Annotated in this window: 10 protein-coding genes; 6 read left to right on the top strand and 4 right to left on the bottom strand. The window is 38.0% G+C overall.

Features of this window, described 5'->3' with window-relative positions; all coding sequences use genetic code 11:
* Positions 1–6: 6 nt before the first annotated feature.
* Positions 7–1,776 carry an alkaline phosphatase gene (locus FXW07_RS08930; RefSeq protein WP_229395132.1) on the bottom strand — a complete coding sequence of 590 codons (1,770 nt, stop codon included), beginning with the start codon at positions 1,774–1,776 and terminating at the stop codon, positions 7–9.
* Positions 1,777–2,077: 301 nt separating this feature from the next.
* The gene (locus FXW07_RS08925; protein ID WP_229395131.1) at positions 2,078–2,383 is read right to left on the bottom strand and encodes an IS1 family transposase; all 306 of its coding nucleotides are present in this window, start codon (positions 2,381–2,383) and stop codon (positions 2,078–2,080) included.
* A 431-nt stretch (positions 2,384–2,814) separates the two neighbouring features.
* On the opposite strand from FXW07_RS08925, the gene FXW07_RS08920 reads away from it, so the two are divergent.
* The gene (locus tag FXW07_RS08920) at positions 2,815–3,633 is read left to right on the top strand and encodes a nitroreductase family protein (protein WP_229395130.1); all 819 of its coding nucleotides are present in this window, start codon (positions 2,815–2,817) and stop codon (positions 3,631–3,633) included.
* 348 nt (positions 3,634–3,981) lie between these two features.
* Here the strand turns inward: FXW07_RS08920 and FXW07_RS08915 are convergent, their stop codons facing one another.
* Together FXW07_RS08915 and FXW07_RS08910 are read right to left on the bottom strand one after the other, a co-directional pair.
* Positions 3,982–4,431 carry a GNAT family N-acetyltransferase gene (locus FXW07_RS08915; RefSeq protein ID WP_048155004.1) on the bottom strand — a complete coding sequence of 150 codons (450 nt, stop codon included), beginning with the start codon at positions 4,429–4,431 and terminating at the stop codon, positions 3,982–3,984.
* Between the two features lie 15 nt (positions 4,432–4,446).
* On the bottom strand, positions 4,447–5,076 hold the full coding sequence (locus tag FXW07_RS08910) for a DJ-1/PfpI family protein (RefSeq protein WP_229395129.1): 630 nt from the start codon (positions 5,074–5,076) through the stop codon (positions 4,447–4,449).
* Positions 5,077–5,827: 751 nt separating this feature from the next.
* Here FXW07_RS08910 and FXW07_RS08905 point away from each other — a divergent pair.
* The 5 genes from FXW07_RS08905 to FXW07_RS08885 all read left to right on the top strand — a co-directional run bounded on the left by FXW07_RS08905 (position 5,828) and on the right by FXW07_RS08885 (position 14,359).
* Positions 5,828–6,256 (top strand): PKD domain-containing protein, encoded by a 429-nt coding sequence (locus FXW07_RS08905; protein WP_048120071.1) that lies wholly within the window; start codon positions 5,828–5,830, stop codon positions 6,254–6,256.
* Positions 6,257–8,438: 2,182 nt separating this feature from the next.
* A complete protein-coding gene (gene pdxS, locus FXW07_RS08900) occupies positions 8,439–9,335 on the top strand; it encodes a pyridoxal 5'-phosphate synthase lyase subunit PdxS (protein WP_229395128.1) in 897 nt (298 codons plus the stop codon).
* A 456-nt stretch (positions 9,336–9,791) separates the two neighbouring features.
* Complete coding sequence (pdxT, locus tag FXW07_RS08895; RefSeq protein ID WP_229395127.1) at positions 9,792–10,391, top strand: pyridoxal 5'-phosphate synthase glutaminase subunit PdxT; 600 nt, start codon at positions 9,792–9,794, stop codon at positions 10,389–10,391.
* Between the two features lie 754 nt (positions 10,392–11,145).
* A complete protein-coding gene (locus tag FXW07_RS08890) occupies positions 11,146–11,820 on the top strand; it encodes a glycoside hydrolase family 16 protein (RefSeq protein ID WP_229395126.1) in 675 nt (224 codons plus the stop codon).
* Positions 11,821–13,261: 1,441 nt separating this feature from the next.
* Entirely contained in the window at positions 13,262–14,359 is a 1,098-nt protein-coding gene (locus tag FXW07_RS08885) for a glycosyltransferase family 2 protein (protein ID WP_229395125.1), read from the top strand.
* Positions 14,360–14,939 lie beyond the last annotated feature (580 nt).

Raw genomic sequence — 14,939 nt, 5'->3', positions numbered from 1 at the left:
ACATTTTCAGGCAGCTTCGGCTGCTTTTTGAGCTCCATTAATTTTTGTTCCATTTACAAGTGAAAGTGCTCCACAGGGAATATAGACTTTACCAGTTGCTGGAGCATAGACGACTATTCCTTCTAGCTCATGAGCTACGCCATTCTTGATAAGAATATTCGTGTCCACTGGCAGTTCGGCATCTCCAATTTCCAGCACAGGATTTGAGGAATCTGTCATGTTCAGCAAATATTCATCTTTATCCAGTTTCCCATCTCCGTTATCTTTGGAGAAAACTTCACCCACTTCAATAAAGAGATTCGAATTGGTCTTGTTAAGGTCAAATCCGAGGTCTTTAGCTATATATCCTGCAATTTCGGTATTATCCATATGTCCTGTCGGATGGTCAGGACCATAAGCCCATAGAGGAACATCGTCTCCAGAATGCCCGTGAGTAGTCCAGCCAATTATTGTGTGATTACGGCTTATTACCTCGCTGATGGCATAGTCAAGTGAGAGACCTTTTCCATCGTTGTAGAGCTTAAGAATTTCAGCTATATCCTCATAAGTAGCATCAATTCCCCACCAGGTTTTTAGCTGTTTTTTGATATTTTCGGATGAAAGATCAGTCCCTATTTTTGTCTCAAGACCTGTGGAACTGAGCTTCATACCTTTGAGAGGTGAAATAACATCTTCTACGGTTGTGGATGTATAATTGGGATCAGATCCGCTGCCAATAGTCATGCCGCCTGTATTATGATCCGGGAAAACCAGGACTAGAGTATGCCCGTCCTTTTTAGCAAAGTCAACTGCAACCTTAACAGCGTTGTCAAAAGCCAGAAAATCGGTTACAGCATAGTTAGGGTCATTGGCGTGGTCTGCCCAGTCAACCTGGCTGCCTTCTACCATCAGGAAGAAGCCATTTTTATCATGAGATAACAGTTCGATGGACTTATTGGTCATTTCTGAGAGAGAAGGCTGTTCAGGTGCAAGTGAAGAACGATCGATATCCGGCATCATGTGGCTACTGGCAAAAAGACCCCAGACCTTTCCAGTGGTCAGGTTCATCATTTGATCTCTGCTGTCAACATACTGGTAGCCTCTTTCAAGAAGTACTTTTGTCAGATTTTCTCCGTCAGCCCTTTTTCCCCCTTCAGCTACAGGTGTGAGATAACTGGAACCGCCACCAAAGACCACATCAATATTCTCATAAACCATCTGTTTCATGATTTCGGTTTCATTATCTCTGTTATCTACGTGAGCAGCAAAAGCCGCAGGTGTGGCATGGGTAATACGAGAGGTTGCTACAAGTCCTGTAGCCTTGCCTTCGAGCTTTGAACCTTCAAGCACTGTTGCAAGTGGTCTGTACTGCAGTTCTTCGGGTGGAATTTCCAGTGTACTTAACACAGAGCTATTGCTCGGCCCGACGCTTACAAAACCGTTAGTAGTTTTATATCCTGCAGCAAATGCGGTTGCAGCTGAGGATGAGTCAGTAATGACTGAGTCAGTGCTATAAGTAGAGACTGTCCCAGTCACCATATTGTCAAGCTCAAGAGGCTTTCCGCTATACCAGCGAGCTAAAGTCTCCACACTTTGAGAACAACCATCAGGAATCAGGACAATCACGTTCTTTATATTAGCTTCCGGCGTAATAGGAAATTCGCAGTTAGTAGAGTTCGTGAAATTAACGCTAGAATTCGAATCAAATTGTACAGCTGCTGCAGAACCAACGTTTCCCAGCAGCAAAAGTCCGAGTATTGAAATAATAAATAAAGTATCTGTTTCCTTGGGCTCCATAGAATTACCTCAACTTTTAGAATAATTTTTTAAGTTTCGGGTCTAACACAATATATAAAATACAAATCCCATTTTTAAAAAAGAAGCCATCTGTATTTGAATCTTTCACATATAGAACATATGCAGATTCATACTCAATATTTGTGAAAGGTCTCTATGTAACACTATTTTGCAGTACCTGCTATTTATTAAAATATTTAGAATATATACTCATTTATACTTTGATTTGTGGTCGTGTCCCTAAGTTATTTAACAGGAACTCTAAACGTTAGTAATTCCTTTAAACCCCATATGTGATCTGTTATTCCTTCTGCCATTGCTGAGTTCTTTGGGACAATTTTCTATTTTTAGAATCTATTCTTAATTTTAGAGAATCATGAGGTTTTATAAAGTTATACCATGCCTGGAATAAATCAAATGCTTTCGTATGCATCTTCATCATTTTACTGAAATTCATTGTTCTCCTTACAAATCTTACAAGAGATGTCCTAATCGTAAGATTTATCCTGTCTACATATGAAGTACCAATGTAATCTTCCGAATTAGCCCCAAGCACTTCAAATATTTCTTCAGGATATTCAAAAATAATACGTTGAATATTTTTCAACGTGAAAGAAAACCCTATTTGATTAGCATGAAAGTTCTTTCAAGTACTTTCATTTCTGTGCGCGTGTTATTCGAAGAATTTCACTTGTGTTTTGAATGGAAAGTACCTACTGCCATTTTTATGGTTCTAACGATAATCTGTCTGAATGGGGCGAGATTTCAGCATTTGCAGCGAGGTATCACTAAACAATTAAAGTCCGGAACCACGGGGAACACTACTTCCATACGGAAGAGAAATTGAAGATATTTGATAGATGGGCAGATGAAAATCTGCTGTAAAACTTAATGGCATAATGTAAATAGAAAAGTACCCAGTCTCTTATTCTTTGCCCATCCAGTTATCGAATAAATGAAACTTCACAGGCCGATAAAAAAAGAAAAGTAATAAATGCCGGCTGGTCGATATATCTACTTTTAATAGGATTTGATACAATGACTCATATTATTGTCGATCAGGATCGCTGCACAGGATGCGGCCTTTGTGTAAAGATGTGCTCTTCAGGTATTATCGGTCTGGATGATGAGTCTAATCTCCCCCAGGTGCAGGAAGCAAACGTTTTACACTGTCTCTACTGCGGACACTGTGAGGTTTTCTGCCCATCTCAGGCACTCACCCTGAATTTCCTACCTGATGAAAAAGTTCTTCTTCCTTCAGATGCAGGCAATATTTCTCCTGAGGATGTGGCTTTCTACCTCAAAAAACGCAGGTCTATCCGGCACTTTACCCGGGAACCCGTACCAAAGGAGAAAATCCTTGAAGTCCTCGATATTGCCCGCTACGCCGCGTCCGGAGGTAACGGTCAGCCGGTGCAGTGGCTGGTAATCCATGATCCTGAAGAAGTAAAGAAGATCGCCGGACTCACAATCGAATGGATGGAAAACCTGCTTAACACCGACCATCCTATGAGCGGGTTTGTGCCGATGCTTATTTCAGCATGGGAACAGGGAATCGATGTCATCTGCCGTGGTGCTCCACACCTGCTTTTCGCCCACATCCCGGAAGACAACCCTATTGCGCCTACTGATGCTATCATCGCCCTCACACATTTCGATATCGCTGCACCGGCATTCGGAATCGGGACATGCTGGGCTGGCTTTGTTGCGGCTGCTGCCATGTCCTATGAACCTCTTCAGAAGGAACTGGGCTTTCCCGAAGGAAGGAAATGTGCCTACGCAATGATGTTTGGCAATCCTGAGTACAGGGTTTATGGACTCCCCCGCAGGAAGCCTCTTGAGGTTATGTGGAAGTAAGGTTGAAATATTTTGAGGAAGCGACAAATACTATGATAAAAATTGCCGTTCTCCTGGGAAACTCGTGAATGAACGGCAACACTACTATTTTGTTGGGATCATGGCCCAGACCAAAGCCTGGCTCGACTAACTTTTCCCATATAATGACATGGAACTGAGTCCAGAGGTACCGGAATTAAAGGAGTCTCTTGAATCAAAAGAGCCTATTTACCCTCACTTTATTAATTTACACATATGAAAAATTATCATACATACAATAACTGCTGCCGATTGACTACTACCAGTTTTAAAGCTGATCATTGAAGGCATCAAGAATATTTCACGAGTCTTTATTAAGCACCTGTTTTATCAGCGTCCGTCAAACCTGATAATAAATCCGGTCTTAGATTTACACTCAAATCCAGCATTTTCGTAAAACGGTATAGCTTCTTTTCTTCCTGTAAGGAGCATAATTTTATAACAGCCTTTTTCTCTAGCTATCTCCTGTGCCCTTTTTAAAAGTCTTGTTCCAATCCCTCTTTTTCTATAATCTGGATGCGTCACAACACTCTCGATAATGGCATAAGGACTTGCGCTCCTTGTCAGGTTCTTAATAATAATCATTACACAGGTGGATACCAGTTTTCCATCTACTTCAACCACAAGGTAGTGCTGACTCGGGTCTTCCAATATTTCTTGCCATAGCTTTTTGAGCTCGGCATCCTCTACAAGATCTGGGTCATCCTTGTTCAGGTATTTATAGAGGTCCAGCAGTTCTCTCAATTCATGTTTTTGAATATAGCGAATAATTTCACTCATAGCCAGTCCTTTTCCTTAGTCCCTTTTCCTTAAATATTCAGGAGCCTGCGGAATTTTGTGCATCATACCATAAGACCTGCCGGAAGGGTAGTACTCGGCACCGAGCTGAATTTTACCCGCCGTTTTTTCATCTGTCATGTATTCAACAAATGCAAGCGCCATATCAATTCCAGCAGAAATGCCTGCCGAGGTCCAGATATTCTCATCCCTTACGATTCGATCCTCCACTACCTCCACGTCACCCATGTCTCGCAGTTTCTGGAGTGAAGCCCAGTGTGTAGTGGCTCGCCTGTTTGAGAGCAGGCCGGCACTGTGAAGTATGAATGTGCCAGTACAGACCGACAGCACAGCTTTGCAGTGTTCAGCCTGCTCGGCAACGAATTGGATAAGGGATGGGTTATCAACTTCTCTCTGTGTACCTTCCCCTCCCGGTACAAGGAGAAAATCAAGTGGAGGGCAATCTGCAAAGGTGACATGAGGATTTATGGACATTCCTTTGCTACATATCACGGGCCCGGGTTTTTCGGCAACCATGAAACAGTTCTCAGGTCCCCGGGCAAATTTGCTCCAGAGTGATATTATTTCCCAGGGGCCGACAAGGTCCAGTTCTTCCAGCCCTGGGAAAATCAAAAATCCGAAATTCATGTTAGAAAGGTTGGGGATGTTTTGTAAATAATTTTCTCTTATTATGGACTCAGTTCCAAAATTCGTTTTAGTTTTAATTTTTTTATTGTAGTAATGTCACGTATCCAGGAAACACACTATTTCATTTCATTTTTTAAATTTTTTCATATTACATAGTCATTTTCCTTTACTAAAGCGAGTTAGAATTACCCAACGTTTAGCTTATATCTGACATGCTTTTGTATCATCTATTGAACTTTCATACAGTTATGGATCTGCGAAATTATTTCAGGATATAGTAAAATTCTCTTGGGTTTATCAATCCTCTTTTAAAACCCCGTTTGAGTATACTGGAAGATGTGTATACAGAACAGGCCAGGAGGACTGATGAGGCGACTGGGAGGTCTGTTGAGAAGGCTGGCTATAGGTACTGTATGGTTGGTCATAACCATATACCTGAAATAGATGGTTTCTAGTAAATTGTAGAGGTTTCAGCGGTTATTACTGGAAATAAAGAACTGTCTTAAGATCTAGGATTATATAATCTTCTCCTAGTCATTATTTTTAAGCTTGCAAAAAATTAGAACAATTATCAATGAATTTACAGTGTTATCATCTTTTAGGTAAGAAGATAAAGCTTTATCAAGCTTTAAATTGTCATCGCGTTTTTTATTAAATTTTTTGAAAATAAGTATGCTTATAAGGTAATTTCTCCTGTAATTTTTTGCTACGTGGACTACCAGATAAATATAAAAAAAAACAGGAGGAAAATATGAAAAATAATAGAAAGTCTATATGGAAAATAACAGTATCTGTTTTTACCGTATTAATGATACTAGCTTTATTGTCTCAAGGAGTCTGTGCAAAATGTGTTGTAACCAAGACTCCTCTAGGTGCAGGAACTCCACCAGCAACAGAACGTCTAACAGGTGGAAATAATCGTATTGATTATACTGCGGTAGCCGCTTCGAATACTGATCCTCGAATAGTGCGATTTAAGGACCTATCAAAAGGTACAGAGACATATATCAGATGGGACTTTGGGGATGGAACCTCAAAATCAGGAACAAAAATTACTTCATCACTAAAATATCCAGTGCACAAGTATTCAAAGACTGGTTTTTACATAAGTTGTATGACTATAAAGTGTACGGGTTATAATGGAAAACTGTGGGTTCATAAAAATATTGTTATTTCCTAAATTGGAAAAGTTGGAACTTACTTACCATTTCCAGCTTTTATAAAAAGTGCTTTTATATTGGGCTGATACCAAAACTCAAAATTACTTATCGGATCCTGTATTTTTAGTTATTTACAAAATATCAGGTCATGAAAAATAACTCACGAAAACAACTTTAAAAATATAGTTATATTTAAATTAATATGTTTTGGAATGGGCTCAGTAATAACATTTTTATTAAAGTCTTGGTTGAAATCGTAATCAGCCAATGTTAAATTAATATTACTATCTATTTTGTACTATTTTTGCATTTACCCGATTTCGTACTATTTTTGCATTTACCTCTTTGTCAAAAGAAATCAGATATTCATGTAGTCTATTTAATAATTGCTCCAAACAAATATACACTCAAAAAACTCCTAATTCCTGGCGTCATGGCAATTTAATTATTGAGCATAATCTTTGATAGTTTTTCATTAATAGATAGCGATTCAGATATAACATGTGACCAATAACTAAATTTTCAAGACACTAGCTTATAGTTTACCCCCAGTCTTTTTAAAATCTATTAACCGAAGACTACGTAGGACCTTAAATATCTTCAAAAATCTGTTTCATAACGTGTATTACTTTATTTATATAGTTTACATATTTATTTTTCAAAAGATTTTATTATAATCTATTAAAGAATATTAGATTAGAAAAACCGTCAATTATCATACAAATAACATAAAAAGAGATAAATAAGTAATTTTTCTGTGCTGTTTTTATTTGAGAGATTTTATATAATAAAAATATAATTGTGCTTTAATGGAAAAACAAGGAACAAAACCAAAATTCACTGATGTTTTCTGTCCTGATTAAAATTGCAAATTTCATCATATCACTGGGAAATGAAATATCATAGGCAATGGCAAGTATCAAATCAAGAACAAAAGAGTTTGCAAATAGACCTGCCTCAAATGCGGTAGTGTATTCAATGATCGAACAGATATTTTCTTTGATAATCTTCGTAAAGATGAATTCATTATCAAGTTAGCCTTGATAATGGCTTAGGACTTACGCACTTGAGGAACAAAATTAATTACGTCAACGAGTGTGGAGAAATGCAAACCACTGGGTCTTTAAATGCACATGGTATTCTTCGAATAACAGGCACAAAGAACAGAAAGTACTCCACTTTACCCTTCTTTGACTATCGACCTCGTAATTACATTGGGTAGTTGTCCTAATTTTGGTTTTTCAAACCATCGCTAAACTCAGTAGTTGCGATCAGGTATAGTTCCTAATGGCTGAAATAGCCAATTACTTTTTCTTCATTGATAACTGAAATATTACATATTACGAGTCTTCCATCAAAAATATTTATTTTTAAACTATTTCTCGTACAACAGAAATCAAAATACCATTTGTTTCTAAAAACTTCATTAACTTCTGCTATCCAATAATTCTCTATTTTATGATATTTTTTGGCTACTATGTTCCACTTAACTGTCTGCGTAGTTGCTTATCTCTTTACTGAATGTACTCTTTTAACCGACGCAGAAACGACTTAATTGGCATTCCACTTAGTGATCTTATTCCCTACTTTACAGATTTGCCAATGTCTTCATTGGCTACGGATCTCATTTCATGTGCTGTAATTTCCAGTGTAGAGGTCAAAGAGTCATTTTTTTGCACGCATTCGAATTCATTGATCCTGCATAATTAATTTTAGGTAGAGAATACTGAATGTATTTTGTAATTGGCATTCGGAACCTGGATAAATCGGAACTATTGTATTCTTAGAAAACTATATATTTAAGAACCTGAAGGAGATCATATATATTATATGAAAACAGAAATAGTGCTAATTAACCTCAGGCAAGCATATTAGAGGTAGAATAATAAATAGCATTAAGGCTCTGTAATGCATTATTTAAAAGAGCAGAATAAACATTACAGGTGTAAGAAATACTTTTAGTTAATGGAAAAAATATTAAGTTATTATATATGATTTACTTTGTATTTATTAATAAGGAATAACTTAAATAATGCCTTTGACTATTGAGCGTATTCACAATTCACTGGAGAAATAACTAACTGAAAACCGCAACCTATTGGTTGCAATCAGTGGAAAAGACCCAAGAGTTATTTCATCGTGTAAAGGGTTTCCCACGGCATAGAATCTTATAATCATATCAAGACAGAGAGGATGACATTCATGGACTTTGAAAAATTACGACATGGGACCGAACTTATCAAAAGGGGCTTTGCAAGAATGCAGAAAGGGGGTGTAATCATGGATGTTACAAACCCGGAACAGGCCAGGATCGCAGAAGAAGCCGGAGCAGTTGCTGTTATGGCCCTCCAGGCTGTTCCAGCAGATATCAGAAAAGCGGGTGGGGTTGCCAGGATGGCCGACCCTGAGATTGTCCAGCAGATTATTGATACGGTTACAATTCCTGTAATGGCAAAAGCCAGGATCGGGCACTTTGTCGAAGCCGAAATTTTAGAAGCTCTCGGTGTTGACATGGTGGACGAGTCTGAAGTCCTGACCCCYGCTGACCCCTACTTCCACATAGACAAAACGCAGTTCACMGTGCCTTTTGTMTGCGGTGCCAGAAAMCTCGGAGAAGCCCTCAGGAGAATTAAYGAAGGAGCAGCCATGATCCGAACTAAAGGAGAGGCTGGAACCGGAGATGTMAGCCAGGCAGTTAAGCACATGAAGCAGATTCAGGGCGAAATCCGTGCACTTGCTGGCAAAACCAAGGAAGAACTCATTATGGTTGCAAGGGAAATCGAAGCTCCGATAGAACTTGTAGTCGAAACCTCAAAAATGCAGCGCCTGCCTGTGGTAAACTTTGCAGCCGGCGGAGTTGCAACCCCTGCGGATGCCGCTCTCATGATGCGCCTTGGTGCAGACGGGGTCTTTGTAGGTTCAGGCATTTTCAAAGCCGAAAACCCTGAGAAAATGGCAAAAGCCGTTGTTGAAGCCGTAAACAACTTTGACAACCCTGCAAAACTCGCAGAAATCTCAAAAGGCGTGGGCGCAGGCATGAAAGGCATCAGCGCAGACACTATCCCTGAAAAGGAAGCCCTTCAGGAACGCGGTTGGTAACCCGCCCGAGTTCCGCCACCCGAGTTCCGCCACCCGAGTCCCGTCTCGGGAGGACGGTGCCCTTTTCGCTCACTTCGTTCGCTCAAGAGGGCTGAATTATAATGAAGATACTGAACTTAGCTAGGAGGGTTGAACTATGGGCAAGAAAGGCTATATTTCCAACTCTCTGAGGACGGCTGATTTACCTGAATTTTGTTTTGGGTCAGCAGAGGGCGCAATCACAGGTCTTTTTAATATGTGATTGCCTGCAAGCCTTTTGGAAAAACTGCTTGCTCTCAAGCTTTTTAAAGAGGCTTGATCGAAAATCCCTTGAAACGGTGTGATAAACCGGTGCAACGGTTGAAATTCAATTTTTAAAAATGGATTCTTTCTTACGGGCTGTAAGAATAAATCAATTAAAATTTTTTATTTTCGGATTAACAGGTAATGAATTAATTCTGGAAAATGGTGTTTTTCATGAAGATAGGTGTAATCGCTATTCAAGGAGCGGTTTCTGAGCATATTGATGCTTTGAAGAAAGCCCTCAAGGAAAGAGGGATAGATGCAGAGGTAGTTGCGGTAAAGCATAAGGGTGTTATCCCGGAGTGCGGCGGAATTGTGATTCCTGGCGGAGAGAGTACTACACTTTGCAGGTTGCTTGCCCGCGAGGGGATTGCAGAGGAGATAAAGGATGCGGCTTCAAGAGGAGTTCCGATCCTTGGGACCTGTGCAGGTTTGATTGTACTTGCAAAGGGAGGCGACGAGCAGGTTGAGAAAACCAGCCAGGAATTGCTCGGAATTATGGATACAAAGGTCAACAGAAACGCTTTCGGAAGGCAGAGGGATTCTTTTGAAGCCGAACTTGAGGTCGAGATACTTGATTCTCCTTTTACCGGCGTGTTTATAAGGGCTCCAGGAATCGTGAGCTGTGGGCCTGGGGTTCGCGTGCTTTCCAGGCTCGATGACCTGATTATTGCTGCAGAGCAGGGAAATGTGCTGGCTCTCGCTTTCCATCCGGAATTAACCGAGGATTTACGGATTCATCAGTACTTCCTGGATAAAGTGTTTAATTGTTAAATTCAGAAGGGCTTTCGGCTTTACTTCTGGCTTTTTTGGGATTTCTTTCGATTTAATTTACCTTCTGCTAATTTTATTTATTTTCCTTTCATTTTCAATTATTGATGATTGTTTTTTTATTATTACTATTTTATTTTCCATCTGACCTTTCGCAGGTGTCTTCAAACTGATAACATATTTTTCTGCTATCGTTTTTGGAAAATTATTTGGAAATCTGCAGTTATTATCTCAACTGAAGCTTCGGGAAATAGGTGCTGGAAGTTTTCAATGAAGGCAAAAGGGAGAAAATTGTGGGATGTTTCAAAAACACATGTTTGAGTAGACAGGACGGTTTTCAGAAAAAACGATAACAGGAAAAATTGTGAAAATTGAACGGGCATCTGCGGAAGTAAGATAAAAGCAATAGAGAAGGGAAAAATGCAAAAATTTTTTAAAAAACAACATCAAAAGACATAATCCTTTAATTGGTTTATTCCCTAAGCGAGGGAGAGTTAAGGTTAATAAAAAGAAATGCAAGAGGGTATCGAAACACTAAGTATTTTATTACGATAATCGATCTAAAATAAGTAAAGTTAGATTTCAAACTACCCATCTGAAATGACGAAGAGCCTAAATTCTTAAATATGAAGTTTTCCTCAGGAAAGTGTTTGTACATATAACACTACTTAACAGTTTCTATTTTATCAAAGTAATACTAATTTTTATCTAATTACTCCAATTAATAAATATGGGGAATAAATATACCCAAATCATAATGTCAAGTATGTTAGGCTTGCTTATGATTACAAATGTTGCTGATGCAGAAACTTATCTAAACTGGTGTGGTGAAGAGTGGTGGGTAAGAAGTGGAACTGGTAATCCYGGTGGTAACTACTGGAGCAGTTCCAGCAATAATGTTTGGATTGATGAAAACCAGAAACTACACCTTACAATCCAGAAAGTCGGAGATACCTGGTATTCAACAGAAGTTGACACAACATCCACCGACTATASCTATGGTGTATACAMGTGGACGGTTTCATCACCAATACTGAATCTCGATCCGAATATTGTAGCTGCTATGTTTTTCCGCCATAACGATACCAATGAGATAGATATTGAAGCTACTCAGTGGGGCTGGATATRCAGTGACAGACTTAGTTATAGTGYCCAGCCAAATGCATACCAGAGTGCRATAACTTATGACTCTCCTTACCAGAACGCTRCAGACGTAACATACAGTTTTGATTGGGAGCCRACRTATGTCCACTTTACTGCAAAGCTTTCTAACGGARCTGTCATATCTGACTGGAACTGTACRGAYCAGACAAGCATTCCGCATGTAGAAGGTGGAGTTGCGATGCAGATGTGGCTTATGARTCATTTAGCGCCAATAAATGGACAGAATGCAGAGATGGTTTTATCTRACTTTAGTTATGTGCCATCTTAACTGAGGCAAAAGACTCTTTCCTTTTTTAGTTTTTAGACACGTTCTCAGGGCACGACTCTTCCAATTTCGAAAACGAAATTAGCAAATTTTTCTGTTTCTACTTACTGAGCAAATTTTTCTGTTTATACTTACTGCCCAGGTTACGCAGTATTTTTTTGAAAATAAATATTTTCTTCGGATAGCATTTTTAAAACAGATACCAATAGTTTAATCTTTTAATCACATTTGGTGAATAAAGGATGATATATTGATTTCTAAATATACTATATAGTTACTTATCATTTAGATTCGGTTGAGGAATCTATTAACCTCGAAATGACTACTGCAACCATCTACTCATCCAAATTTATATTTTTAGGTTTACAACCTAACATTTACAGTTAAATAAAAAATAAGGTGTCCTCTTCAAATTAAATTGAAAATTTGCTAACTCGAAAAATATGCAACAATTTTAGAATACAGTTATACAGTTTAATACATCGCATGAGGTTGTTTTCTAGACTTAGTCAAATTTTTAAATTTTTAGCAAATACATGAAATTTACTTTCATCCATACAATTTGAGGATACAAAAATTGGGTAAAATTTATATCAAAATATGGAGAAAAGTAATCCGGCCAAAATGGGGAAAAGTAATCCGACCAAAATGGGGAAAAGTAAACCGGCCTTGATAAAAATATATATTTTTGCGAATTTTTATCAGATCAATAACTTGATTGTAGCAAAAATTAATGGAATTATGTAGAATATATAACAAATTTTTAGAAATTTATAGGACTTGTTAAGCCAACTTGGGTAAAAATAAGAGAAATATTCAGTATTAATTAGTGGCCGCTGTCAAAATAAGATTACAAAAACAGCAACAAAAATAACATATTTTTGAAGAATCGTATCTTAACCGACTCCAAAAGAGTTGCTTTTACCTTCTGTATAAAAGTTTAATAAATCCATGTTTGATTGAAAATCGATATCTGTAAAAATTATTAAATATAAAATTTTTCTGCGGAAAGTGAGTTACTGAGAATGCTATAGATTTAATTTTTAGTAAATATCTAATGAGATCATCCCAAACTAACTTTGTTCTCAAAAAGAGAGAGTTTTATAATTACTTTTCTGATTAGAAGCTTGATTGATTCTCCAAAGTTCTATATTTTAAAAAAATCTTTGATTTTTGGGATCAACTTGTATATTTTCATATTAATAAAATAGCACTCTATTTAATAGCAAGTTTTATTATTTTTTATGAAATATATGATTTTTTATTACAAATACTTCTATATACTAAAAATCTATGTATATTACTACTCGGTAAGTAGTTAGATAGTAAAAATTGGACTGTATGTATATAGATAATTACAATTTATGGGTATTACTTTAAAAAGTATAGTATTAGAGAACAGAACCAATAAATTATTGCAGTATATATCAGGAGAAATTGAAAAATGACAACCGTTCTGCCCTCAAGGAAAAACGTCATCGCGTTTGTGCCAGCTCATAATGAAGAAGATATAATCCGCTCTACCATTGAATCCATTCTTACTCAAACAGTCAAGGTCGATGTTCTTGTAATAAGTGATAACAGTACGGATAATACAGTGAGCATAGTAAGAAGTATAGCTGCGACTGATAACCGCGTAAGTTTGATAGAAACTGTAGGAAATAAATTTAAAAAATCTGGAGCACTTAATGCTGCCTATGAAAATGTTGATCTGAATTCATATGATTACGTGTTATCAGTCGATGGTGATACAGTCATAGCTCCAGATCTTGTTGAGCAGGCATTAATCGAATTTCAACTGGATCCCCTGCTTGGGGCAGTATGCTCTCGCGCCGGTGTAGTCAAACAGGAAACTAATGGATTTTTTGAAAAGCTAGTATATCACTGGCAGTATGTCGAATATGCAGAGTTCGACAGAAGCCGGGTTAGTCAGGATAGGAGAATTAAAGTCGCACACGGGATGTGCACGGCATATAAAGTGAAAGCAATAAAAGAAGTTATGCAAAGGCGCATCGATACCGGAAAAGTTGACTGCACTGTGTACGATGTGCATAATATCACCGAAGACTACGAGTTAACGATGACTCTAAAAGAACTTGGTTACCACACAGCTTCAGGTTTTGGGATGCTTGCCTGGACAGATGTCCCATTAAAACTAAATGAGTTATGGAAACAACGGGTTCGCTGGCTTCGTGGGGGACTTGACACATTGTGGGAGCACGGATGGAATAAAAGCACCAGAAAAGACATCCTGAATGCTGGATTTTTCTGGATTATGTTGGCTTTCCAGATTCTTTTGCTACACTATGCTTTTTATGACATAGTGACGGGTGTTTATCATCCCAATTGGATATTCTTACTGGTAATGATTTTAATGTACGTGGACAGTGTTTACACACTACGATATGTGCAGAATCCCAGTAATTGGGACTATCTTGTAAGAATAACATTTATTCCTCAGATTTTTTATGCATGGTTTACTATTGCTCAGCTGGTCTATGCATACTACCTCTTCCTCTTTAAACCGAATCAGGATTGGTAATAATGTCATTGACTCACTACCTGCATATGATTGTCATGTATCGCATATCTGATCAAATTGATATCTGGCATGCATTATTAACGCACTATTTGCATATTATTTTTACATATCGTGTGTATTATCAATTTAATAACTGGCATATGTTGTTGACGCGGTACCTGCAGACGTTCGTCTCATTACTGGTTTCGGCGGATGTTACTATAAAATTATCAAAAGATATCTACAAAACAAGAGTTTTGCAGAAGAATCGAAAAGGGTTGTTAGTATTAAACTGGACAATCTCCAAATGGGTTCGTGAAAAAGCATATCCAGAATTCAACAAATACGCCTCGCTGTTAATAGATAGCGGCAGAGTCCAGAAAACTACAACATTCCTAGTAGGTTTACTAATGCTCATCTTTGGCATCAGCCGCATTTTTGTATAACTCCATAATGTTGATCTGCAGTACCTGTGGCTAAATATCAAATAATGGCAACATGCAATGTTTTATCTCATGGTAATACACAATTTAATGTATACAGTGTGCCTGTATACTATCAAATAGGCATCTGATATACGACAACTATAACTTACTCAGCT

The organism is Methanosarcina sp. DH1, assembly GCF_020804205.1.
GTDB classification, from domain to species: domain Archaea; phylum Halobacteriota; class Methanosarcinia; order Methanosarcinales; family Methanosarcinaceae; genus Methanosarcina; species Methanosarcina vacuolata.
The sequence above is the reverse complement of the archived record's forward strand: the minus strand, read 5'-3'. Positions and strand labels throughout refer to the sequence as shown.

What these genes read in the sequence shown, in the direction of transcription:
- FXW07_RS08930 (WP_229395132.1), bottom strand. Translation starts at nt 1,776, where the DNA reads ATGGAGCCCAAGGAAACAGATACTTTATTTATTATTTCAATACTCGGA.
- FXW07_RS08920 (WP_229395130.1), top strand. Translation starts at nt 2,815, where the DNA reads ATGACTCATATTATTGTCGATCAGGATCGCTGCACAGGATGCGGCCTT.
- FXW07_RS08915 (WP_048155004.1), bottom strand. Translation starts at nt 4,431, where the DNA reads ATGAGTGAAATTATTCGCTATATTCAAAAACATGAATTGAGAGAACTG.
- FXW07_RS08910 (WP_229395129.1), bottom strand. Translation starts at nt 5,076, where the DNA reads ATGAATTTCGGATTTTTGATTTTCCCAGGGCTGGAAGAACTGGACCTT.
- FXW07_RS08905 (WP_048120071.1), top strand. Translation starts at nt 5,828, where the DNA reads ATGAAAAATAATAGAAAGTCTATATGGAAAATAACAGTATCTGTTTTT.
- pdxT (WP_229395127.1), top strand. Translation starts at nt 9,792, where the DNA reads ATGAAGATAGGTGTAATCGCTATTCAAGGAGCGGTTTCTGAGCATATT.
- FXW07_RS08885 (WP_229395125.1), top strand. Translation starts at nt 13,262, where the DNA reads ATGACAACCGTTCTGCCCTCAAGGAAAAACGTCATCGCGTTTGTGCCA.